This window comes from Vibrio tritonius (genome assembly GCF_001547935.1).
GTDB lineage: Bacteria > Pseudomonadota > Gammaproteobacteria > Enterobacterales > Vibrionaceae > Vibrio > Vibrio tritonius.
Genome location: NZ_AP014636.1, coordinates 888,254 through 910,735 on the forward strand (window position 1 = coordinate 888,254; position 22,482 = coordinate 910,735).

Below are 22,482 nucleotides of genomic sequence, written 5' to 3' on the forward strand. Positions count from 1 at the left end.
GTTGTATTCGCTCCTATGCTGCGTTACTGATTTTCTACGTAGAATAACTATGTATTCAAATCAGTGCCTTGCCTAAGAGCGAATACATTCTCGCTGAAACCGCATCTTGAGGTTACTTGGGTATATGTTCACGAAAAACTAGTTAGTAATGAGTTGCATAATGCGATTATTTAATGTGCAAGGTTGTGGCTTGGCTAGGTAAAACCCCTGAAAATAATCTATCGGTAACGCCTTCATGCATACCCATTGCTCGGCTGTCTCTATTCCTTCGATGACAGTTTGGGCCTGCGCATTTCTTGCCACCTCGATGGCGTAAAGGAGTGGCTCACGGAAACCTGCCATATATCGTTCAAGCAGTCCGCGATCAAATTTAATAATGCTCGGTTTTACGAGGTCTACTCGGTGTTTGGTTGAGGCACCAGTACCAAAATCGTCGATGGCCACTCGCATGCCATTACGTAGATATTTTTGCGTAATAGCGCATAAACGCGGTTCGTCATCAACATGGGTTTCTAAAAGCTCCATCACGATTTGAGAATGGCCAATGGAGAGAGCATCAAGCTTAGAGAAAAAATGGGCATATTGGTCATCGTTGTCAATAAACTCTTCACCGACAAGCGGCAACATGTTGAGAAAAAGAGATAAGTTTGAAAAGGTGGAATTGGCAAAATTACGAATATGAATAGCGCGGCACAATCGCTCGACATGAATTTTATCTGAGTCGGCATACAGAGGTGAAGTAAAGAAAACATCAGGTAAAATGTTGCCTTTATCACGGGTAGTGATACGAACTAAGGCCTCTACGGCTGCAATGTCATAACTGCGTGTGAAGATAGGTTGATAGACACTTTGTAGTGATAACCCGTTGTACTCTGCTATGTATTGACCTTGTTCATCTACGCTCAGATACTGCAAAAAAGCTGGCTGCTCTCTGAGTTCCATATTCTGTCCTTTTAACGTCACGTGCTAGATTCGATATTGTTCGTGTACCATTTTGTTTATGCAATGAATTTAGTATAGAGCATATCTATTATGATGAATCTATTTTTGCCAGCGTTTACAAAAAACTGACTTAGTGCTGATCGAAAAAGTCCTTGTTACGAATGTAGCGGCTCATGAGATGGTAGGAAAAAGGGCGGATAGCCCAAGATAGTAGGGTACGCCCTAAGCGAATCACCGGCGGTATGTTTTCATAAACTCTTTGATTATGCAGCCATAACAATTTGCCCACGTGCCAGTAGTAAAAAGGCATGGGTGGCAGAAAAGTGACTATATCGAGATCACAGCAAATACGATAGGTTTTTTGTTGTAGCTGATAATGACGATGAAAACTCCAGCCACCAATAGCCGGCTGGCCGAAGGTGACCACACGTTTAATGATATGGGGATGTTGCCGTTCCATCATATCCGCAATGACACAGCCCATAGCGCCTCCAGAAGAGTGACCGGTAATGGTGATGCGTTTTCCCTCGGCGATCAGTGGTGCCAAATAGACTTGAAGCCGTTCTATCACGCTCAAACCCAACGTATCGCTGTTATAACTAGGCCGACTTTCCTGAAGCATTAAGTGTAAAAATCCAGCGTGAATTTTATAAGGCAAGCCAAGTGCGCGGGCAGAGCGTTGATGCATGGCTAGTGTAGCGAGCCAATCACGTATGGAGTGGGAGCCTTTGATCACGACAATGACTTCGTTGTCTGCTTGGCTCCAAAGTACTCGCATCACTATCTTTCCATATTGGTTGTAAATGATGCGTTGGCCCTTAGGGTCAAATCCATATTGGGTATGGCGGAAAATGCGCGGATACGCGAGCTGACAAAGCACCGCATAACGTTCGTATTGGTATCGTTTAAGTGGCTTCACATGCTATCAACGTAGGTAATGATACGTTCAACATGCCACGGTTTGATGTTAATTCAATGACAATCAGCGTACTAAGATCATTTAGGAGCGTACTAACTCCACTGCAATACTGCATAAAGCTGAATGTACTTTTTTACTTGTTGTTGGTTTTGTGAGCGTTTAAGTGGATGACCATATTTCAAATAACACGGGCTAATCTGAAATAGAGTTTCAAGGCTTTTTGTCATTTGAGATTCACTTTCATAAAGATGAATACCTTGTAGACGGTATTCATCAATCTCATCAGGTAGTTGTCCTGTCCACCAATGCAGTAACTCTCGGCTTTTTTGGCTGCGGCTAATCCAGTGGTCGGTTAACAGTAACAGTAAATCGTTGGGTTGCATCGCATAACCATACTCCTCTTTCCACTGTGCGATCTCTTTCATCAGTTTTTCTCGGCATGTTTTGCCAGCGCTAAACATATGATGAGTTAAGATCCAAACCGTACCGACATCGCAACTCACTCGGTAGTGATGGGGCTGTTCTTGATGTTGAACAGATTCTATCGCATTGAACTCACAAGCGTGACCAAACTCAGTTAATGTACGTGCTAATCGCCTAGCAAACGCCAACCCCAGGTGGTGCTCACTCATTCCTTGATTATGGATAGTAGGGTAATGTTTTTCACACAGTTTAAGGCAATCGTTTTGGAACTCGTTAACGCTTTGAGTGAGGACATCCAGTAACAACGCATTGTTCTCCTGTCAAAATAAGGTCATCAACTCAGCCTTTGTATATAACAAAGCAGGGGAGAGGTACTTATCTGAAGTAATTAATATTGCATATGAGTGTTTTGGCTAGGTATCGGGTCTTTGATTCGGTTAGTAAATGGTTGTTGATTAGACAACCGATAGATTTTGTTACAAAGAAAACGCTCAGAAACTACTATAAACGGGCTTAACAAAACCCGCAAATTGAACACCACAATAACTGGCGATAAATCACGTTAACGCCTTTATTTTAGAGCCTTGATGCTAAATTCAATGCCGTGCGTTGTAAGTCGATTATGGCCCATGTTCAAAAAATTAGAACATCTTGTTCAGTGTAGCTGACTGTAGCCGTTGCATAGCTTGGTAAATACTTTGTTATATCTGCTTTATCAATAAGCAAATAGTTTGATAATTATTTAGTCTAACAATGAGGTAAATGAATGACTTCTTCGGTGACTCATTACAATTTGGTTGCACGTACCGTCCATTGGGTTTCGGCTTTGGTCATTATCGGTATGTTTAGTGTTGGCCTATGGATGGTGGACTTATCCTATTACAGCCAGTGGTACCAAACGGCACCGCATTGGCATAAATCGGTTGGACTACTCTTGGCTGGGCTAACGTTATTTCGCTTTGTGTGGAAAATAGTGACGGCGTCACCTGATGTTGAGGGTAATACGTTAGTGCGTATCGCCGCGAAGATCGTTCATTTGGCTATGTACTTATTACTTGCTGGATTGTTTATCAGTGGTTATCTCATTTCGACTGAAGATGGACGCGGTATTGAAGTGTTTAATTGGTTTACTCTTCCTGGTGGAGGAGAGCTCTTTACACACCAAGCCGATATTGCCGGTGATGTTCACTTTTATGCAGCATGGACTCTGATTATCCTCGCTGTTGCTCACGTTTTAGCTGCGCTTAAACACCATTTCATCGATAAAGACAACACGCTTCGTAAAATGACAGGAGTCATAAAATGAAACACAAAGCACTGACTATGGGGCTAGCACTGGCCTTATCATTACCCTTTACAGCCAATGCTGCCGATTATGTTATTGATACCAAAGGAGCTCACGCTTCAATCAATTTCAAAGTGAGTCACTTAGGTTACAGCTATACTTTGGGCCGTTTTAATACCTTTGATGGTGAGTTTTCTTACGATCCTAAGAACGTTTCGGCCTCTAAGGTAACCGTTAATGTCGATACGACCAGTGTTGACTCAAATCACGCTGAGCGTGATAAACATATTCGTAGCAAAGACTTTATCAATGCTTCGAAATTTTCAACAGCCACCTTCACTAGTACTAAAGTTTCTGACTTGGGAGAAGGTAAATTGGCTATCGACGGTAATTTGAATCTACACGGACAAACCAAACCTATCACGATCAACGCGCAATTCGTTGGTGGTGGTAAGGACCCTTGGGGTGGTGAGCGTGTTGGTTTTACTGGTACTACTCGTCTCGAGCTGGCGGATTTTGATATTCCAGTCATGGGACCGACGAGCTACGCTGAAATGAGCCTCTACGTTGAAGGTATTAAGAAATAACCTTCGCGATAAAACACTGCATTACACTTTCACCGCCCATTATTTGTGGGCGGTGTTGTTTTTTAGATTAGTTGACAAGTGGATTTATTATCCCCACTAATAACCTTATTCAATTTATGACTATTATTTGCCTGCCATGCTTCTTATATATTGAATTCAGTTTGTTCAATTTTAAGAGGCTTACGTCGTATGAATGACAAGCAGAACATCACTAACTCAGACGAGGTTTCAAGTGGCGATATGGATTTAAATCGCCGTTCAACAATGAAGAAAATCGCGTCGCTAATTGTCGCAGGTTTAGTCACTCCAACGATATTCAACTCAAAAACGAGTCATGCAGCTCCCATTATCAATGGCCAACTAAAGGTCGCTGTCGTTTACTTTTCTAAAACGGGAAACACTCAGTTTTTGGCTCAGGAAATTAGTCGTCTTTCCGGTGGTACTCTAATCGAAGTAAAAACTGTTGAGCCATATCCAGAAAACTATCGGGCAACCACACGCAAAGCCAAAATTGAGCAGGAAGAAAACGCCAGACCTGAGATTACAATGTCCGGTTCGATTGAAGATGCGGATTACGTATTTATAGGTTACCCAAACTGGTGGGGGACGTTACCGATGGCTTTGTTTACTTACCTTGAACAGGTAAGTACTGCCAATAAAACCATTATTCCGTTCTGCACTCATGAGGGGAGTCAACTTGGTAGAGGTCCACGCGATATCCGACGACTTTGTCCTTCAAGTACCACTTTAGCCGGTTACGCTCAGCGTGGTGGAGATTTGGAATTGGTAAAAAGCAGTCGCTCAGTTAACGCGTTGCATCAATGGTTAGCAAGTGTTTCTGTTTAACTTGGGTAGGAACGTCACTTGAAGAGAAATACAGAGCTGATAGTACGGCTATTGTTAGAGTTAGGTATTGTTATACTTATTCTCTTTGGGTTTGCCTATGATTTGACTGGAAGCACGTACCATGAGTTGCTGGGGATGGGTATGGTGGTTTTGATTATATTCCATCATGTCTTCAATTATCGATGGTATCTTTCACTTAAGTCTGGCAAATACAATCAAAGCCGCTATTTTCGAACGGTAGTCAATTTAGGCTTAGCGGCATCATCGTTAATAATGCTCTTTGGTGGCCTGCTAAATTCTTATGTCCTTGAGGATCTTTTGGGCATCGAATGGCATTGGGATACGCGGACTATTCATACGGTCAGTGCTTATTGGTACCTTGTTTTTGCTTCTATCCATTTAGGGATGCATTGGGCAATGATTAAGACCATGACCCGTAACAGTTTAGGTATTCAAGTAAAACGAAACCAAGGTTCTGTTTTTTATCAAAGGCTGAATCAGTTGTTATGTGTGGTTCTTACTCTGTTGGGCTTCTTCGCTATCTATCAACGTCAGATTATGCAGAAATTGTTTGCCTTAGTTACTTACGATTTCTGGGATTTTGAAACCTCAGTATGGCCGTTTTTTCTCCAGTTTTGCGCCGTTATGTTTCTCTTTTCTTTTTTAGTTGGGATTGTGTTGCCTAAATTTCTACTCAATAGAAAACGCAAGTAAGACGACTATACCCAAGTAACCTCAAGATACGGTTTCAGCGAGAATGTATTCGCTTATAGGCAAGGCACCGATTTGAATACCTAGTTATTCTACGTAGAAAATCGGTAACGCAGCATAGGAGCGAATACAACTCGCCCCTTGGGAGCTCATCAACAAGCCCATTTCTGCGCCCAATGACGTTGAAAGGGAATGACCATTCCTGCCGTCATTGAGCTTGACCTGTGCTCGTTGATGAAGCTCTGAAGTCTGCATCTTGAGGTCATTTGGGTATATTTTACATAAAGAGCGGATATATAGTTAGAACACTGATTGTTGATTGTGCCGCTTTGCTAATAGGTTCTATCAGATAATAGGGACTAATAACTTTTTAAGGGATGGTTATACTGCATCGCAAAAGAGTCAAATTCAGATTTGCTCTAATCATGGTTCGTTTCTTAGGAGTTCCAAATGGAAAATTTTATCTTTCATAACCCCACAACGGTTGATTTTGGATCTGAGCGTCAACACGCTATCGGTGAACACTTAGCAAAAAATGGTGCTAAACACGTATTGGTTGTTTATGGTAGTGACCGTGTTAAACGTGATGGATTATTTGGCGACGTTCAAGCTAGCCTTGAAAAACAAGGTATCACATTTTGTGAATTAGGCGGTGTTGTAAGTAATCCTCTTCTCACTAAAGTTAGAGAAGGTGTTGCGCTAGCAAAATTAGAGAAAGTTGATGCTGTTCTGGCTGTTGGCGGTGGTTCTGTTCTGGACAGTGTAAAAGCTATTGCTGCAGGTGCTAAATTTGAAGGAGATGTTTGGGACCTATTCATCGGCAAAGCACCGGTTGAGTCTGCATTACCTATCTTTTCTATCCTGACCCTAGCTGCTACAGGTAGTGAAATGAACTGTGGTTCTGTTGTGACAAATGAAGAAACCAAGGAAAAATTGGGTTTAAACACGCCTGCATTATTTCCTACAGTGTCTGTTGTTAACCCTGATTTGATGAAAACGGTAAGCCGTGATTATCTGGTTTATTCAGCATCTGATATTATTGCTCACTCAATTGAAGGTTACTTTACAGCAACTGTTCAACCTAACTTCCAAAATCGTTTGATTGAATCAATCATCAAAACAGTTATCGAAACAACGGAACAATTGTTGGAAGATAATGACAACTACACTGCTCGCGCTCAATTTGCATGGGCTTCAACTCAGGCGCTAAATGGTTTGATTTACTCAGGTACAGCGGGGTTCAACTATCCTAATCATACCATTGAGCACGCAATTTCTGCTGAGTACAACGTGCCACACGGTGCTGGTCTTTCTGTAGTCATGCCAGCTTGGATGAAGTGGTATCATGGCCGCAACGAAGCTCAATTCACTCGTTTTGCTAAAGAAGTGTTTGGCTTAGAAACAGCGCTGGAAGGTATTGAAGCGTTAGAAGCATGGTTTGATAAGATTGGTACACCAACACGTCTGTCTCAGTTTGATATTCAGGAATCTGAATTTGATGCACTAGCAGACAGTATTGTGAAACACGCAAATTGGTTTGGTAACGCTGATACGTACACCAAAGAAGCTGCACTTGAAATCCTGACTATCGCTAAATAATACGGCTTATTAAGCCATTAATGAAAATGAATCTATAGGTTTTGTCCAATAATATGCCCCTTCAATATAAGGAGAGGATAGCGTGACCTCAAAAGAGGTTCGAAAACCAGAGTTTCTGGCACTACTCGATGAGCTACATAATGCAATGGTTGCTGTGGATATTAATCGTTTGGATGATATGCTGGAAGATGACTATTCACTGCATCACATCACAGGTTATGAGCAGCCTAAGAGGGAGTGGTTTGATGTGATGATAGACCATTCTTTTGATTACCATAATATTCGAGTTAATACTGATAGCCTGGTATTAGCCATCAGTGGAAGTGGTAACAGCGCGATTGTGAGTGGTAAAGGTATCTTTGATGCCACTATTAATGGCATGCATAGCCCATGGCGTTTAGAGTTTACTCATGAATGGTATTATCACATAACAGGGTGGCGATTAGTCTGTAGTCGCTACCGTAGTTACTAATGTAATCAAGCTTGGCGCCGGTAATTAGTCGGCGTCATTCCTGTCTCTTTGCGAAATAAACGAGCAAAATGGCTTGAGTTCGCGTACCCCACAGCCATTGCTACATCAATCACACTCATTTTCGTTTCTCTCAGCAACCGTTTGGCCTCTTCTATTCGCAGTTTTATATGGTATTGAGATGGAGGAACACCCGTCGCTCAAGGTTCAACTACCGGGTTAACCGAGAGTAAGAAGAGAGTAAATGCTTATATCGTGAGGGCCTTCGGGCCCTTTTTAGATCATGGTTAATGATATATACCCAAATGACCTCAAGATGCAGACTTCAGAGCTTCATCAACGAGCTTTTCCCTTAGTCGGGGGAGTGGGCTCAGCCACTAATTCGAAATGTATCGATAATATAGTGGCTGAATCGGGAGTGTTGTTAAGCAGCTTTATTTGTTGAATTTTTTGTCCAAAGGATCAATGCACTTAATGCCGTAAATAGACCTATTATCCAGGTCATTGTCCACGGCGTACCATCTTTGAACGTCGCTAACAGAAGAGTGGAAATTATTCCGCTGCCATACTGCAGCGAACCAATGACTGCAGAGGCAGAACCTGCATTTCTTTCTATCTCATCTAGTGCTGCCGCTGTAGAAGATGCAGCGATAATGCCGTTCATCGAGAAGGCGATGAATATAGGTAATATGATCATCCAGATGCCACCAAATTCCTCTTTCACAGATAGCATCATGATGGCAATGCTTAGTGCTGCGATTAGTGTCGTTGCTTTGAGCAAGGTATCTAGACTGAAATGACGTACCAATTGTTGGTTTACAAAACTCATCGCCATCACACCCACAATATTAATTGCAAATAACCAACCGTAGTGTTGAGGGTCAATGCCAAAATAATCTATATAAACGAATGGTGAGCCGGTGATAAACGCATAGATTGCCACGTAATAGAAGGTAAGGCTCAGCGTATAACGCATGAATGGGAGATTTTTAAATAACTCGAAGTAGTTAATAAATGCTGTAGAGAGCGATGCTTTAGTTCGATTTTCTACATTTAATGTCTCAGGTAAATAGAAAATTGAAAAGAACATTAATGTACCAATCATTGCCAGTAACCAAAAAATCGAATGCCATGAGCTGAATTTGATCATTTGACCGCCCAGCAATGGACCAGCAATTGGTGCAATAGCCATAATAATAAACAGTGTCGATAACATATGTGCTGCTCTACTGCGTGTATATAAATCGCGGATCATTGCTCGAGAGAGCATAGGTCCGGTACACGCCCCCAACGCTTGAAATACCCGCCAGAAAACAATCTGTTCGATACTCTGCGACATTGCACAACCGATAGAACCAGCAACAAACAACACCATACCAATAAACAAAGGAACACGGCGGCCAATATGGTCACTTATGGGGCCCCAAATCAATTGAGCAATAGCAAAACCAATCAAAAAACCAGTTACTGTGAGTTCTGCATTGCCTTGTAATTCAGTCGCCATTGTCGGCATCGCCGGTAGATAGATGTCGGTCGAAAGTGATGTAAATGCCATCAAAGCACCGAGTATTGACATAAAAAATATGCCTGTTGTTGGTGAGGTAGTACGTTTGATTATTGAAACTTCGTTATTCATAGTTGATTAATCACTTCCCGATAAAAGATATAGGTAACACACGTGTGTTACTGGCCAAATTTTATCAAACTGGAATTGATTCAATAATCAACCAAACCGTAATGGTGCTATGAGTATTATTAATCAATAATGTTTTTTGAGCGGGCGGCTAGGTATTGGCATTTGCCATATGGACCACTCGCGACAATGTATTGCGTATCAATTTGGGGATCTGCTGTTCACCACATGCTTCGGCATAATTGACAATGGCGAGGGCCAAATCGGGCTTGGCTATTTTCTTTAATACTTTAGTGACTACTTTTTTGGGTGGGATGGGATGGTCATTGGGAATCTTTACTAATTGACGGAAAAAAGACTCAAAGCCATTGATGTAAAGAAAATGCTCGATGTCTTGTTCTGGCAGTTCTGTTAAGCGGTGGGATTCGGTATCGTGGTCTAACATACTTCGTACGGTTGTCGCGTACTTCTTGCCTGCAGCATCACCATCAGTGACTACATGCCAATCAATGCCAAATGCTTTCGCTACCTTGATCATCGACCGCAACCCCGACTGGGCAAATTCAATGATATTGACCCCCTCGGCCGCAAGGTTATAACCGCACTGACGAGCCATTTCGCTAAATAGCCACACTTCGGTTTCACCTTCTACAAGTAACCAGCAGCGAGAAAACAGAGCACCTGAACGGTGAAAGCGTAAATGAAAGCCAATACGGCGCATTTCATCCTTAGATAGCTGTTTGGTTGGCATGCTTAACGCGACCGTTTTCTCTTGGCGACGAATCAAACGACGAATAGACGAAAGAGGCACTGATGAGAGCATATCTGAGCTGTTGGTGGTCAAAATCTTCTGCATCGGTAACATGGACATTAATCCCCATGCTCGAGCAAGATGAGTAGGATGTAAACGGCCTTCGGGATCTTCGATGATCAATATTGGTCGCGCGCAGCGGCGTAATTCATTCGGACCTTTGGCTTGAAGGTAGGTGTTTAACAGGCGTAAAAATAGCAAACGGGTTTGGCGATTCTTAGTTTCACTCACCATTTCACTCAAGGTTTTTCCATGATGTGGGACGTTGTAAAGGAGATTGTTTTCTTGGTGATTTGTGCGTTTACGGGGTTGGCTTTTATAAGAAAAATAATGCTCAATTAAGGTATTCATTGCATTCAAACTTGATCGCATTTCACCTTTGTTCACATGGCCAGGTATCGCCATCAAACGCCGACAGGTATTATCAATCCGCTTTTCCATGCGCGCGTTTTTGTGACTGCCATTTTCTTCTGTTCGAGGGAAGCGCCGGGAATCTCGTAGCCGAATGACAGGATGTAAACTCATCAACTCTTGAGCTAACTTTTCACTATGGTGCAGCTTGATAGGTCTGCCTTCTAAATCGAGAAAATCATATTGAGTGACAACTGCGTTATCCTTTAATGAGCCGAATACACGATAAATGATTTTAAATTGACCTTGGCTATCTTTGCGCCATAGAGGTTTGATTCGGCGATGACGTCCTGCGTGAGGTTCTTTTTTGTCGGTACTTACGAAGGAGAGAATAATCTGCAAATCTTGACTAAGCGGTTGTGCTAAGGAGTAGTCGATATGAAAATCTTTACGCTCAAATCGATACAACTTACCGTCGGGTGGGAGCATTACAGATAAGGCATCCAACAGTGATGATTTCCCCCAAGTGTTTTCACCGATTAAGGTTGTTAATTCATCGAAACTGAGAGAAAGGCGTCGAATTCCTCTAAAACCGGAGATTTCTATTCTCTCTAAATGCATAGGAAGCTCCTCACTTTCTCTACTGGAACGTATTTTTATGTATTCAGCATAGAAGAAAAATCGAATAAAAGCAGAATCTTATCTCACAAAATCACATTAGCCATGGCTAGGTACAAAAAGCAATGAAAATCTTAAGTGTGATCAACCTCATGTATGGTAAAGTGTGAGCTTCAACGTTTCATCACGCCATCGTTTTGGATGAGATGGCGGTCGATGGACTTGAGCAGCAGTAAGAGGGAATATGAAGAATACCGATAAAACAACGTCAATCACTCTGGCCCACATTAATGATACCCACTCCTATTTCGAGCCAACATCTTTACAGTTACATCTGAACATTGATGGTGAAAGCCTGTCACCGTTCGTGAGTGCTGGTGGTTTTGCACGGATAGCCACACGCGTTGCTCAGTTGCGTAGCGATGCAGAGCGCATGCAAAAGCAATTTGTTTTTGTACATGCTGGTGATTGCTTTCAGGGCACGTTGTACTTCTCTTTGTTCAAGGGCAAAGTGAATGTCGATATGCTTAACGCCTTGAATATCGATGCCATGGCATTAGGTAATCACGAATTAGATATGGGTAATGAGCCTGTTGCTCGTTTTGCAAAACGTATCCAATTCCCTCTGCTCGCCGGAAACTGGGACCTTGCTAATGAAGGTGTAGATAAAGCACATACATTAAAAGATAACCCACAAGTAAAAGCCTATAATACTGCAGCTCAATGCGCTCGCTGGATTGTCAAAGGTAAAGGGCAAGATAGTGTTGCTCTATTTGGCGTGTCGATTGATAAAATGGAAGACATCGCCAACCCTGATTCCGATACGCCATTTCTTAATGCCCTAGAGGTTGTTCAACAAACAGTTAAAGCCATTCAGGCTAGCGGTATTAACAAAATTATTCTGATCAGTCATCTAGGTTATGATCAAGATTTAGAATTGGCCGCTCAAGTTGATGGTATTGGTGTGGTCGTCGGTGGCCATAGCCATGTACTACAAGGCGATTTCAGCGATCTTGGGTTGGGTGTTCAAGATGCGTATGGGCAAGAGGTTAACGGCACCTATGTGGTCCAAGCAGGATATTATGCATTGGCTTTAGGTCATTGTGATATCGAATTTAATCAAACGGGTCGGGTGGTTCGTTTTCAAGGGCAAAATGAGTTACTACTTGGACGTCGTCTGTTTCTAGATGCGAGTATGAACCAAGCAGGACTTGATGAGCGCTACCTAAAGGCGTGTGATTATGTTAACCAACATCCGTTAGTCTCAGTTTGTAAAAAAGATCCGGATGTTCACGCGGTATTGAGTCAAAAGTACATGCCGCAAGTGCGTGAAATGCAGCAACAAGAGGTGGTGCAAATTCCTAAACCACTGCGTCATGTCCGTATTCCAGATGAGCATGGCCCAAGCCAAGTCGCACCACTTGTCGCTCGTGGGTTTTATGAGTCGATGCGTAAACGAGGTTATCCGGTTCAGTTTGCGATTCATAATGCTGGCGGTGTTCGCACGTCAATTCAAGCAGGGCCTTTAACAACTGCTGATATTGTCGGACAATTATTGCCGTTTGCCATTCCTGTGGGTGTTTATCAAATAAAAGGGCAAACCATTGCCAGTTTGCTTGAAGGTGCAATCAACAATGCCACCAATAATGGCATGGTTGGTACAGGCTCGGGAAGTTACCCATATACACACAATTTAAAGTTCGAATATCATGCTCATTTACCGAAAGGACACCGTATCCGCCAACTACGTATTTTTGAAAATGGTCAATGGCAACCTGTTGATATATTGAGGAATTACTATGGCGTATCCTCTGCTTATACCATAAAAGGGAAAGAAGGGTATGATGCGTTTTCTGAACTGGAAGAGCCAGCCAAAATGAGTAATTTAACGATGGCTGATACCTTTGTTGAGCTGTTAACCGATAAACCAAAAGTTATCGATAAAACAGAAAGTTATAATTTTTTTAATGAAAAAGAGTAAAAAAAACTACAGAGTGGCACACCATTTGCCGATAACAGATTAGGTTAAGGTCAATGAGGAGAACACTATGTGGAGTAAAGACTGGCTTGATACCATCATGGTGGTGGCATGGGTAAGTGTTTGGGTTGCCATTGCTTATGTTGTTCCTTTTACTAGCACATAACGCTAGTTTATCCTCCCTAGAGAATGCTGTACTCGGGGTTTGATCATCAGTAGAGAAAAAAGGAGCCTATGCTCCTTTTTCTGTATGTAGAATTTCGCATTACTAAGTTTAATACGAATATCTGCAATTTTAATCTCCTTCGTTCACTTCTGTAGATCTCTCATCGACTCTCCCTAATGTTAAGTGAATTCTGACCAAATTTACCGCTCTAAAAATCGTAGTGTTGTATTTAACGTGATCTACAGCCGCTCTTTCACTAATGAATGATTTTTCAGTGATTGTGACAAGCTAATGGCAGTTTTACTAAGGTAGTTTTACGCAGTTTTTTTACACTCGCTAGTAAGTCGTTGTTATGCAATAAAAGGGCTGTGAACGACATCAGTAGTTGAAGTTACTGCATAATTATTCCTATGGAAATTTACGCGCTAAATACATAAGAAAAACTAATGCGAAATTTTAAAATATGTCATTTTTATCTTTGGCGGAGATCGCCTACATTTAGCACGTAAATTGATTAACCGTAAAAAGAACAGAGAGGCGCGTATGTCACAAGTCATGCAAATCAACACTGTTTTAGCGCATACTACAATGGAAAAAAAGACCTATGCGGTTAACTTCAAAGGATTGATTTCGCACCTGATGGATATTTTGTTTGTCGATCATGGTCATGCACAGCGCTATGATAGTGCCCAATTGTCTGAACATCTGCAACGCGATATTGGTATATCACGTTAAGTGAAAATAAGACCCATAAAAAACCGCTGGTGGAAAAGCCAGCGGTTTTTTTATAGGTCATTTGGAAATCCCTTCAGATGAAAACATCTGAAGGGATGGCGACCTGTTATTGGCCAAGTTTAAGTGTGTAATCACCTGAGCCAGAGTAAGAAAGAATCGCTACATAGTAGTAACCAGCATCACCGTTATAGTTAATCAGTTCGCTAGATGTTCCTTCATTTTGTGAAACAGCCACGACTTGCCATTGATTATCCACCAGTTTGTACAAAGCGATACCAAAATCGGTATTTGCTGTTGCTTCAAGCGATACGCGTAAAATACCGCCGCCTGCAAATTCAAAATAGCTGCCATTAGGCTCAACTACCGAAGTGTAAGCTTCAAGGTGGCCTGTAAATGTGTTGCTCGTATCTGAACCTGTATCGCCCGAATTGTCGTTATCGTTATTCGAGTTGTCATCACCATTATTGTTGTCATGGTTTGGTTCAACATTCGGCGTAGATAGGAAAGTAATGGTTTCCCCCGGTTGAGAAACATCACTAATGTTTAAGCCTGATTCACTGCCATCCCACCATAGAGAGTTAGTGCCTTTCTCTGTTAACGCATTAGGTAGTGTTGCGGTAAATTCACCATATTGATGGTAAACATCAGTTGCATCGCCTTGGTTCGTACCATTTTCTGGGTCGCGATTACCATCAGCGTGTTCCATTTGAATGTATGGGTGCCATTCGTTATCACGATCGCCATTTTTATCTACGTGGAAAATCGCTAGACCTGAACCCGGTTGCTCGCTGTTTTGGCCAGTTTGGTTGATGGCTTCAATATAGAACGCTTCGTTATCGTTATTTGGATTACTCCATTTAAACGATGTGTTCGATACGTTATGTGCGGCAAGTTGACCCGTTGGGGCATTAGCATCAACCGCTGGGTTGATTTCCGTTACAGTATCCCAACCAACCAAATCGCGCAGTGGCGATACCGGTGGAGTAGGTTGGTACATTGAACGATAACCCACAGCACCAAAGCCCATGATACCATAGCTTGCTACCGAACCTTGTGAACTGCCATCGTAATCGTATAGGTCAGGCCAATCAAATAACAAGTGGCCAGATTCATGAGCAAATGTACCAATAGCTAGGCTATCGCTCATATCTGAAATTTGGTAATTGTTGGTACAAACACCATCGGCACAGAAACGTGGATACAATCCACCCATGTGAGGCCATAAACCTTGTGACCAAGCGCCATCGGATTCACCAGCATACATAAAGTTAAGGCCACGAATCTGCTTATTACTGTTGGTGCTTAGGGTAGAGAAATCGAACCCTTGTTCGTTTTCCAACCAATCCAATGCTTCACGGATTAGTTCACGAGCACGTTGAGAAAACTCAATGCTAGGATCGGTATAGTATGATTTATTGTGTTTTGCGGTGTAATAACCCACTACTGTATTGGAATAGTCGAGTTTGCCGCCAGATACGGAGTAGTAATAACCACGAATAGACTGTTTATTACCAAATTCAGTGTATTCAGATGCATTTAGGAAATTGTTGATTTGCTCTGTGGTCATTGTCCCTTTTTCATCAGGGAATTGAATCATTACAGTTAAACCACGAACATTACCTAAAACATGCTTGCTTGAATCACTGGCTAGGGATTTAGAAGAGAATAGAAAATCGTTTTTATCGTGAATATCAAGCAGTTTTCTTTTGGCTTCTTCTGCCAGCTTGAGTTTCATTGCACGATTTAAGCCTGGTTCACGATGGAACTTTTTCACCATTTTTGATGCAAACAGTGGGTTAGAGTCCGCCACTTTTTCCGTAACAAGTTCACCCGTTGAAACTAATTCGTCACCAGCTGCAGACACTTTAGCATAGGCCATGCCTTTTAAATTGGCATCGTAAATAACCAAACGCCCAGTTCTAGTGCGTTGTTCTGCGTAATAGTCGTTACCTTCTAAGTTTAACGTAATAACTTCGCCATTAGGTTGCTTATATTCGTAGCTTTGCCCGTTGTAAGGCATTGCTGCATGTACTGCACCTGAAAGCAAAGATAAACAAAGAACACCACTGCTTATATGTTTATTCATAAAGGACTACCTTTGAATAATAAAAATTAACAAACACTGTTTTGTAAACAGGCGTAATAAAACGAACTGCTAATTTTTATCGTTAATAAAAATAACTAAAAATATTTTCAATCAATATTTCGTTTGCAAAAACAGGTGTGAAGTTTAATTAAATTTACAAAGAGATCTATTGTCCAAACTATAAATTGTTTATTTATGAGACATTGTGTGAATCAAAAGTGATACATAAATTACAACAATATCAATAGCAAATAATACATGAATTATTTGTAACAAAATGTGTAATACATGGCTGTTTATTACTGAGTAATTATTCTAATGCCTGGCTTTAAGTATCTAAACTGGATCGAGTTGTGAATAGGATTTATTCGATTTAATTAAACCTTTCGGTCAAAAAAAGAAATTGCGCCACTGAGGCGCAATAAATAGAAAAATAACAATTGAGAAAAGACACATGTGAAAGAGAGTGGTTCTCTTTTCTTGGCTAATATTAATTCTGCCACATGACAAACAAATGGATCTTCTATGGACATACTGTGTCAACTATGAAAACTATATGACAACAGGCCATTAAACGGTGTTTAATGGCCTGTTTTTTACCTGATGCTGGATTAAATAGCAAAGCACTACCGAAGTTTGAATTTGCCTACAATAGTGGCTAAGCGCTCGTTGATACCAGAAATATCGTTCACTTGAGCGGAAGAATCAACATCGTTTTGGTTTAGCTGCTTAACGATGTCAGTTATTTCCGACATGTTTTTACTGATCTCAGCAGTCACGCGGTCTTGTTCTTCTGCAGAGGTTGCGATCTTAATACTGAGGTCCGTAATATTGCCGACTTGCGAGGTAAGGCTGTTAAGCGATGTTTCAACCTCTGTCGTGCCGTTGAACGTTTCGTGGCAAGTGGACTTTGTCCCTTCCATTAAGCTCAACACTTCTTGGCTACCATCGAGTAGTTTGGTGAGTGCTCGTTCAATTTCTTCCGTGCTTTCTTGGGTTCGACTGGCGAGTGCTCGAACTTCATCAGCTACAACCGCAAAACCGCGTCCTTGCTCACCAGCGCGAGCTGCTTCAATGGCGGCGTTTAGTGCAAGTAGGTTTGTTTGAGCTGCAATGTCTCCTATAACACTTAATATTTGGTTAATGCCTTTGGTTTCATCACTCATGTTGCTCATACTGCTTGCCGTGTTTTCAACATCAGAGACGAGTCGATCAACATAAGATTTGGCGTTGTTTAGCGTACGCAGTGATGAACTCCCCATCTGCGATACTTCTTTCGTGTATTCGACCGATTCCTGTGCATTTTGCGCCATCATATTAGCCGTTGCACTCATCTCCTCAATAGCGGTAGAAATTTGTTCCGTTTCGCGTACATGCTGATTGAGAATGGTTGAATTTTGGGTTGATGTGCGCTCTAAAGAGGAAATGTTATTGACTAATTGACCAGAGAAATCTTCAATCTGCAACATCATTTTTTGTAAGTGACTAATAAACGTATTGACGTCCTCAGCGATAATGCCAAGGTCATCATTTGAAGTAACATCTAGGCGGCGTGTTAAATCACCCTCACCGCTAGAGAGAGTATGGATTGTCTCTTTAAGGGCAAGAATTGGTCGATATAGAATGTTCAATAGCAGCATGGTCAACAGTACTGCGATAACAACACAAATAATGGTTAAAATGATGGTCTGTTTGGCCATGCTGTCCAAAGACGCAAACACCACGCTCTTATCGAGCCCAACCAACAAATACCAATTTTTATCACCGTACTGGATTTTTTCAGAAAACATGACTTTATCGACATCGCCAAGTTTGTAGTCGATACTGCGGTCACCACGCTTAATTTTATCAACTAAATGCGATAGTGAACCAAAGTCCATTAACTTTTGTCCGACTTTTACTGCTGTTGATGTGCTGGCGAGAATTGAAGAATCATCTTGCATGATGAGCGTTACCGCTCCTTTCATTTCAACGGAATTCACTACATCTTTCAATACGGTTAGCGGAATATCAGCTAATACAACAGAGCGTGTCCCTGCACGTTTACCGATACTCACCATGAGCTCTTGCGTCGTGGCATCGGCGTAAGGATCGGTATATATCAGCCCCGATGCTGACATCGCATCTTTGAACCAAGGCCGTTGTGATGCGTTGTAAGTTGGCGGGTTTTTGAAGTCTGTCCATCCCGGTAATGGGTAAGAACAGTAAGCATCACCATTATCAAAACCAATAGTGATGTTAAAAATATCGGAAGCTGAGGCAGCGATCCTCATATTTTGTGCATGATTACTGGTGTAATTATTCTTTTGATAATCTTGAGCCAAATTGTCGATTGCTCTGGATTTTTGAGTAATGAATGACGTTAATTTCCCCGCGATTTGATGAACATAGTTAGTGGTATTTTGATAAATCGTTGTTGTTAAAATCTCACTAGCGCTGCGATAGTTAAAATAGTTTGACGTTCCTACAGAAAGTCCGGTGATCAAAGCGGAAGATAGAATTAATGTCCGTTTAAAGCCAAGCTTGCTCATAGTTTCCTCATGATTGTTATCATTGAGCTGCTCATGTTGCTCAATGTGCCACCAGCCATAAGTAGTACTGGTTCCAACGAGTTAGTATGGTTTTGGTATATAACCTTAATAGTCAGGCAGTAGAGCAACATACCTTTGCATAACAAGGTTACAAAAATGAGTTTAGGACAAGGATTTCAATTAGGGACAAATAATTTGCACTAAATATGTGAGCAATAACAAAATTTATTGTGATTGATTATGCTAGACAGCTGGTTTTTTGGGGAGAGGGCAAATTAGGTTATGCGGACGAACTGTGTTTGGGGTTGCTTAGATAAAAATACAGGCACATACGTGCCTGTATAAAAAGTAGTTAACGTTGAATTACTTTTTACGGCAATATTCCGCAATCACATACATGGATTGTCCGTTTGCTTTACCAGAGATCAGTTTTGGATCGTCTGATAAGCTAATACCACGAATCACTGTACCTTGCTTGATTACTTGGCTTGAGCCTTTTACTGGTAGGTCTTTGATGATAGTGACGTCATCACCTTTTTTCAGTTCAACGCCGTTTACATCACGAGGTTTCTCAGCATCGTCGTCCATACCAATTGCAGCCCAGTTAGCAACGTCTTCTTCCATGTACATCATATCGAGAAGATCTTGCGCCCAACCTTGTTCAGCGGCTAAACCTTTTAATTGACGCCAAGCCATAACTTGGACCGGAGCCTCTTGGCTCCACATGCTGTCATTAAGACAACGCCAGTGGTTTACATCTACTGTTTCTGGATTTTCGATTTGACCTTTACAGGTATCGCATAGCATCACAGCGTGATCGACAGTAATTTGCGTGTGAGGAGCAACAACAAAAGGCGCTAGAGGTGCGTCAGCGGAGCATAGCTCACATTTTGAGTTGCAGCGTGCAAGTAAAGTTGCTTCAGTAGACATTTGTTTCCACCATTGTAAATTTCGTGAGCGGGGTATTATCCATTTTATACACAAGAAGAAAAGGGATATTCACCGAAATTGGCAAAAATCATGATCTTGTGTGACTTAAATCATTGCTATTACGTCATCAAAATGAATCAGTACGGGCTTTGTTCAGTCATAAGTGTGGTGCACACCCAAAACAAAAACAAACCTTTTTTTCTGACTTTTACACCGCTAAACTAGTATTTAACTATTCATTATCAGGAGCTTGACCATGAATATTTGGAAAAAGCCAATAAGTCTTGAGATTCTAAACGCCACATCAAAAAATACGCTAATCGACCATCTCAATATTGTGTACACCGAGATTGCAGATGAGAGCATTACTGCCACCATGCCGGTTTGTTCTTTTACTCATCAGCCTTTAGGTATGTTGCATGGTGGTGCATCGGTGGTACTTGCCGAAACGTTAGGCTCTGTGGCGGCCAATTTCTGTGTTGGTGATGATGAATTTTGTGTGGGGTTAGACATCAATGCAAACCATGTTCGCTCTATGCGTGATGGTATGGTGATTGGTACAGCTACGCCAATTCACCGTGGAGTTTCGACTCAAGTGTGGCAAATTAACATAACCGACGAGCGCGATCGCTTGGTATGTACTAGCCGTCTAACCATCGCGGTTCGTAAAGTTCGTAAGCCAGAGTAGAGCAAGATGTTAATTGAATTTAGCCAAGGAAAAATTATCGTGACTCCTCACGAGATCGTGGTGAAACTTTCTTCCTTACCGCAGTGTGTTTTACAAGCGGAGCAAAGCGCGGTTTCCCTATTTGGTGCTGGTGCAAACGTGATGATGGCCAACGTTGGGGGAGTGAAATGGTCATTAAAACTAGACAGTGAAGAACAAATTCAGACGATTTCTCAAGAGCTTGGCTGCGAAATAGCTTAAGTTATCACAAATGATGTGATCCACAACAAAGGCGTGCTTGCTTTCTCAGTCTAAAATGAGGAAACTGAATTTTATTATACTGATATAAGAGAATTTCCCCTATATGAGCAGTCCACGCCTTCGTGTCCAGTTTGAAACTCTGTTTGAATACTACGCTGGCCAAGATACCGAGACACAACTGGAAGATGTGACTGACATTCTCTGCTGTACTCGGCGCAATGCCCGTATTGTATTAAATAAAATGGAAGAAGAGGGGTGGATTGAATGGCATCCCGCGGCTGGACGGGGCAAGTTATCACGGCTTAATTTTAAGCGTAGCCGTTCAGACGTAAGTGAAAACTTGGCACGACGTTACCTCGATGAAGGGAAAATCGGTCAAGCATTAGGGGTGTTGGAAAATGACGCCGCTAAACTCACCCAGGTGATTCAAAGCTATTTGGGGGTTCAACATTCAGAAGGTATGCCCGTGGTGCGGCTACCTTATTATCGTCCACTTTCCATGCTTAACCCCGCCAAGTCCATGCGACGTTCAGAGCAACATATTGCTCGACAAGTCTTTAGTGGGCTGACTCGATTTGATGAAAATGAAGACATTCGGCCAGACTTAGCCCACAGTTGGGAGGCGCTGAGCTCGCACCATTGGCGTTTTTACTTACGCCCTGGTGTTCGTTTTCATAATGGTGAATTGCTCACAACAGATATCGTGGTAGATAGCCTGTGGCGTTTACGAACGCTAAAACTGTTTTCTCACTTAGAATCTGTCTCTTCGCCAGGGGATTGGGTAGTCGATATTTATTTGCAAAAGGCCGATCAACATCTACCGCTTTGGCTCGCAGAGACCAGCGCCAAAATTACCTTACCTGAGAGTTCACGTAACGACGACTTTGATTTGCTTCCTGTGGGGACCGGGCCATACCGAGTGGTACTTAATGACGATAAGCGGCTCGTGCTTCAAGCCTATGATGGCTACTTTGGTTTTCGGCCACTATTAGACCGCGTTGAGGTGTGGGTCATTGACGAAGTGCATTCTTCGTTGGTCTTTCCTTCATTAACTAATCCCATAAAATCTGGACGTAAAACCTCATTTACCGAAGATGTAGAGCTCGATCCTGGTTGTACTTATCTGCTTCTTAACCGCAAACAAGGCGTTGCCGCACAAGATGAATGGGCCGATTATCTGTGTAATAAGCTCTCAACGCTGAATTTAATGCGCATGTTGCCTGAGGAATCAATTGTGGAAATGGGGCTGTTGCCAGCCCATGGATTAAAACCTGGTTGGTACCATCGACCACTTACCAATTCTATTGCAGTGCCACTGCGTGGCCAGACTATTCGCATCGCTTACCATGCTCGCCATCCTATGTTTCCATTATTGGCCAATGCGATAGAAAAACTGCTTCATGACGACGGTCTAAAAGTTGAATTTGTTCGTTACGAACAAAGTGTGGTCGAGCCTGACTCGATCAACATTTGGATTAAGGCGATGGGCATCGCCAATCACCGAGACGATGCATTAGCGGGCTGGTTACTGAACGATTCTGATATCGAGATCATGAGTCAACACGACGATTTCAGTTATTGGCACGAGCTGATTGATGAATGGCGTGAAGAGTCAGATCAACCTTTCCCTGGCCGGGAAATTGGCAAATCATTGATCGAAAAAAGACAGCTGGTTCCCTTGTTCCACTGCTGGTTAGGGGTTTCTAAAGACCAATGTGGCGCGCTACAAAATGCCAAATGCAATGCACTAGGTTGGTTCGATTTTAGTCAAGTATGGATAAAACCCGATCATATCTGAGGTTTTTTGGTATTGAGTGGAGCCGCTCACATAAATGTCTACCATGCCGACTATGCTTGAGATACGAACAGATTATCACGAGGTGTATATGGAGCTTGGTTTGGTTTTCGCTTTCATCATCGTTGGTATTCTTATG

Annotated in this window: 20 protein-coding genes and 1 pseudogene; 11 read left to right on the plus strand and 10 right to left on the minus strand. The window is 42.1% G+C overall.

Translation table 11 applies throughout. The features are described from left to right. Positions 1-138: 138 nt before the first annotated feature. From JCM16456_RS19225 to JCM16456_RS19235, 3 genes are all read right to left on the minus strand, one after another. A complete protein-coding gene (locus JCM16456_RS19225; protein WP_068717538.1) occupies positions 139-942 on the minus strand; it encodes an EAL domain-containing protein in 804 nt (267 codons plus the stop codon). Between the two features lie 130 nt (positions 943-1,072). Continuing rightward, positions 1,073-1,861, minus strand: a complete 789-nt coding sequence (locus JCM16456_RS19230) for a lipase family protein (protein WP_068717540.1) — start codon at positions 1,859-1,861, stop codon at positions 1,073-1,075. Between the two features lie 92 nt (positions 1,862-1,953). Then, positions 1,954-2,589 carry a hypothetical protein gene (locus tag JCM16456_RS19235; RefSeq protein ID WP_068717542.1) on the minus strand — a complete coding sequence of 212 codons (636 nt, stop codon included), beginning with the start codon at positions 2,587-2,589 and terminating at the stop codon, positions 1,954-1,956. A gap of 461 nt (positions 2,590-3,050) precedes the next feature. Here JCM16456_RS19235 and JCM16456_RS19240 point away from each other — a divergent pair, with 461 nt between their 5' ends. From JCM16456_RS19240 to JCM16456_RS19255, 4 genes are all read left to right on the plus strand, one after another. Further along, positions 3,051-3,590, plus strand: coding sequence for a cytochrome b (locus JCM16456_RS19240; RefSeq protein ID WP_068717544.1), 540 nt, complete (start codon positions 3,051-3,053; stop codon positions 3,588-3,590). Further along, on the plus strand, positions 3,587-4,156 hold the full coding sequence (locus JCM16456_RS19245) for a YceI family protein (protein WP_068717546.1): 570 nt from the start codon (positions 3,587-3,589) through the stop codon (positions 4,154-4,156). Before JCM16456_RS19240 ends, JCM16456_RS19245 begins: the two co-directional genes overlap by 4 nt. Positions 4,157-4,345: 189 nt before the next feature. After that, a complete protein-coding gene (locus JCM16456_RS19250; protein ID WP_068717548.1) occupies positions 4,346-5,002 on the plus strand; it encodes a flavodoxin in 657 nt (218 codons plus the stop codon). An 18-nt stretch (positions 5,003-5,020) separates the two neighbouring features. Continuing rightward, entirely contained in the window at positions 5,021-5,716 is a 696-nt protein-coding gene (locus tag JCM16456_RS19255; RefSeq protein ID WP_068717550.1) for a DUF4405 domain-containing protein, read from the plus strand. Positions 5,717-5,800: 84 nt separating this feature from the next. Here the strand turns inward: JCM16456_RS19255 and JCM16456_RS23870 are convergent, their stop codons facing one another. Beyond that, positions 5,801-5,968 carry a hypothetical protein gene (locus JCM16456_RS23870; protein WP_156430422.1) on the minus strand — a complete coding sequence of 56 codons (168 nt, stop codon included), beginning with the start codon at positions 5,966-5,968 and terminating at the stop codon, positions 5,801-5,803. Positions 5,969-6,163: 195 nt separating this feature from the next. On the opposite strand from JCM16456_RS23870, the gene JCM16456_RS19260 reads away from it, so the two are divergent. Both JCM16456_RS19260 and JCM16456_RS19265 read left to right on the plus strand, forming a co-directional pair. Then, positions 6,164-7,312: an iron-containing alcohol dehydrogenase gene (locus JCM16456_RS19260; protein WP_068717552.1), complete on the plus strand. Its 1,149-nt coding sequence runs from the start codon at positions 6,164-6,166 to the stop codon at positions 7,310-7,312. An 82-nt stretch (positions 7,313-7,394) separates the two neighbouring features. Then, a complete protein-coding gene (locus JCM16456_RS19265) occupies positions 7,395-7,784 on the plus strand; it encodes a nuclear transport factor 2 family protein (protein ID WP_068717555.1) in 390 nt (129 codons plus the stop codon). 5 nt (positions 7,785-7,789) lie between these two features. On the opposite strand, the pseudogene JCM16456_RS23420 reads toward JCM16456_RS19265, so the two are convergent. The 3 genes and pseudogenes from JCM16456_RS23420 to JCM16456_RS19275 all read right to left on the minus strand — a co-directional run. Beyond that, positions 7,790-7,966, minus strand: a pseudogene (locus tag JCM16456_RS23420) (helix-turn-helix domain-containing protein); the annotation flags it as partial. 239 nt (positions 7,967-8,205) lie between these two features. After that, complete coding sequence (locus JCM16456_RS19270; RefSeq protein WP_068717557.1) at positions 8,206-9,417, minus strand: multidrug effflux MFS transporter; 1,212 nt, start codon at positions 9,415-9,417, stop codon at positions 8,206-8,208. A gap of 148 nt (positions 9,418-9,565) precedes the next feature. Beyond that, the gene (locus JCM16456_RS19275) at positions 9,566-11,197 is read right to left on the minus strand and encodes an ATP-dependent endonuclease (RefSeq protein ID WP_068717559.1); all 1,632 of its coding nucleotides are present in this window, start codon (positions 11,195-11,197) and stop codon (positions 9,566-9,568) included. Positions 11,198-11,438: 241 nt separating this feature from the next. Here JCM16456_RS19275 and JCM16456_RS19280 point away from each other — a divergent pair, with 241 nt between their 5' ends. Further along, positions 11,439-13,175: a bifunctional metallophosphatase/5'-nucleotidase gene (locus tag JCM16456_RS19280; protein WP_068717561.1), complete on the plus strand. Its 1,737-nt coding sequence runs from the start codon at positions 11,439-11,441 to the stop codon at positions 13,173-13,175. Between the two features lie 706 nt (positions 13,176-13,881). Then, positions 13,882-14,073, plus strand: a complete 192-nt coding sequence (locus JCM16456_RS19285; protein ID WP_068717563.1) for a hypothetical protein — start codon at positions 13,882-13,884, stop codon at positions 14,071-14,073. Positions 14,074-14,179: 106 nt separating this feature from the next. Here JCM16456_RS19285 and JCM16456_RS19290 read toward each other — a convergent pair whose 3' ends face one another. The 3 genes from JCM16456_RS19290 to JCM16456_RS19300 all read right to left on the minus strand — a co-directional run bounded on the left by JCM16456_RS19290 (position 14,180) and on the right by JCM16456_RS19300 (position 19,620). After that, on the minus strand, positions 14,180-16,159 hold the full coding sequence (locus JCM16456_RS19290; protein ID WP_068717566.1) for a M6 family metalloprotease domain-containing protein: 1,980 nt from the start codon (positions 16,157-16,159) through the stop codon (positions 14,180-14,182). Positions 16,160-16,785: 626 nt separating this feature from the next. Further along, entirely contained in the window at positions 16,786-18,690 is a 1,905-nt protein-coding gene (locus JCM16456_RS19295) for a methyl-accepting chemotaxis protein (RefSeq protein ID WP_068717568.1), read from the minus strand. Between the two features lie 363 nt (positions 18,691-19,053). Next, positions 19,054-19,620: a PhnA domain-containing protein gene (locus JCM16456_RS19300; protein ID WP_068717570.1), complete on the minus strand. Its 567-nt coding sequence runs from the start codon at positions 19,618-19,620 to the stop codon at positions 19,054-19,056. 256 nt (positions 19,621-19,876) lie between these two features. Between JCM16456_RS19300 and JCM16456_RS19305 the strand changes: the two genes are divergently transcribed. The 3 genes from JCM16456_RS19305 (at position 19,877) to JCM16456_RS19315 (ending at position 22,346) form a co-directional block, all read left to right on the plus strand. Beyond that, positions 19,877-20,308, plus strand: coding sequence for a hotdog fold thioesterase (locus tag JCM16456_RS19305; RefSeq protein ID WP_068717572.1), 432 nt, complete (start codon positions 19,877-19,879; stop codon positions 20,306-20,308). A gap of 6 nt (positions 20,309-20,314) precedes the next feature. Further along, positions 20,315-20,548, plus strand: a complete 234-nt coding sequence (locus tag JCM16456_RS19310; RefSeq protein WP_068717574.1) for a DUF3389 family protein — start codon at positions 20,315-20,317, stop codon at positions 20,546-20,548. Between the two features lie 103 nt (positions 20,549-20,651). Then, positions 20,652-22,346 (plus strand): SgrR family transcriptional regulator, encoded by a 1,695-nt coding sequence (locus tag JCM16456_RS19315; protein WP_068717576.1) that lies wholly within the window; start codon positions 20,652-20,654, stop codon positions 22,344-22,346. The last annotated feature ends 136 nt before the right edge of the window (positions 22,347-22,482 follow it).

Coding starts and splice junctions, on each gene's coding strand:
- JCM16456_RS19225 (WP_068717538.1), bottom strand. CDS start 942: ATGGAACTCAGAGAGCAGCCAGCTTTTTTGCAGTATCTGAGCGTAGAT.
- JCM16456_RS19240 (WP_068717544.1), top strand. CDS start 3,051: ATGACTTCTTCGGTGACTCATTACAATTTGGTTGCACGTACCGTCCAT.
- JCM16456_RS19245 (WP_068717546.1), top strand. CDS start 3,587: ATGAAACACAAAGCACTGACTATGGGGCTAGCACTGGCCTTATCATTA.
- JCM16456_RS19250 (WP_068717548.1), top strand. CDS start 4,346: ATGAATGACAAGCAGAACATCACTAACTCAGACGAGGTTTCAAGTGGC.
- JCM16456_RS23870 (WP_156430422.1), bottom strand. CDS start 5,968: ATGCAGACTTCAGAGCTTCATCAACGAGCACAGGTCAAGCTCAATGAC.
- JCM16456_RS19260 (WP_068717552.1), top strand. CDS start 6,164: ATGGAAAATTTTATCTTTCATAACCCCACAACGGTTGATTTTGGATCT.
- JCM16456_RS19270 (WP_068717557.1), bottom strand. CDS start 9,417: ATGAATAACGAAGTTTCAATAATCAAACGTACTACCTCACCAACAACA.
- JCM16456_RS19275 (WP_068717559.1), bottom strand. CDS start 11,197: ATGCATTTAGAGAGAATAGAAATCTCCGGTTTTAGAGGAATTCGACGC.
- JCM16456_RS19280 (WP_068717561.1), top strand. CDS start 11,439: ATGAAGAATACCGATAAAACAACGTCAATCACTCTGGCCCACATTAAT.
- JCM16456_RS19285 (WP_068717563.1), top strand. CDS start 13,882: ATGTCACAAGTCATGCAAATCAACACTGTTTTAGCGCATACTACAATG.
- JCM16456_RS19290 (WP_068717566.1), bottom strand. CDS start 16,159: ATGAATAAACATATAAGCAGTGGTGTTCTTTGTTTATCTTTGCTTTCA.
- JCM16456_RS19295 (WP_068717568.1), bottom strand. CDS start 18,690: ATGAGCAAGCTTGGCTTTAAACGGACATTAATTCTATCTTCCGCTTTG.
- JCM16456_RS19300 (WP_068717570.1), bottom strand. CDS start 19,620: ATGTCTACTGAAGCAACTTTACTTGCACGCTGCAACTCAAAATGTGAG.
- JCM16456_RS19305 (WP_068717572.1), top strand. CDS start 19,877: ATGAATATTTGGAAAAAGCCAATAAGTCTTGAGATTCTAAACGCCACA.
- JCM16456_RS19310 (WP_068717574.1), top strand. CDS start 20,315: ATGTTAATTGAATTTAGCCAAGGAAAAATTATCGTGACTCCTCACGAG.
- JCM16456_RS19315 (WP_068717576.1), top strand. CDS start 20,652: ATGAGCAGTCCACGCCTTCGTGTCCAGTTTGAAACTCTGTTTGAATAC.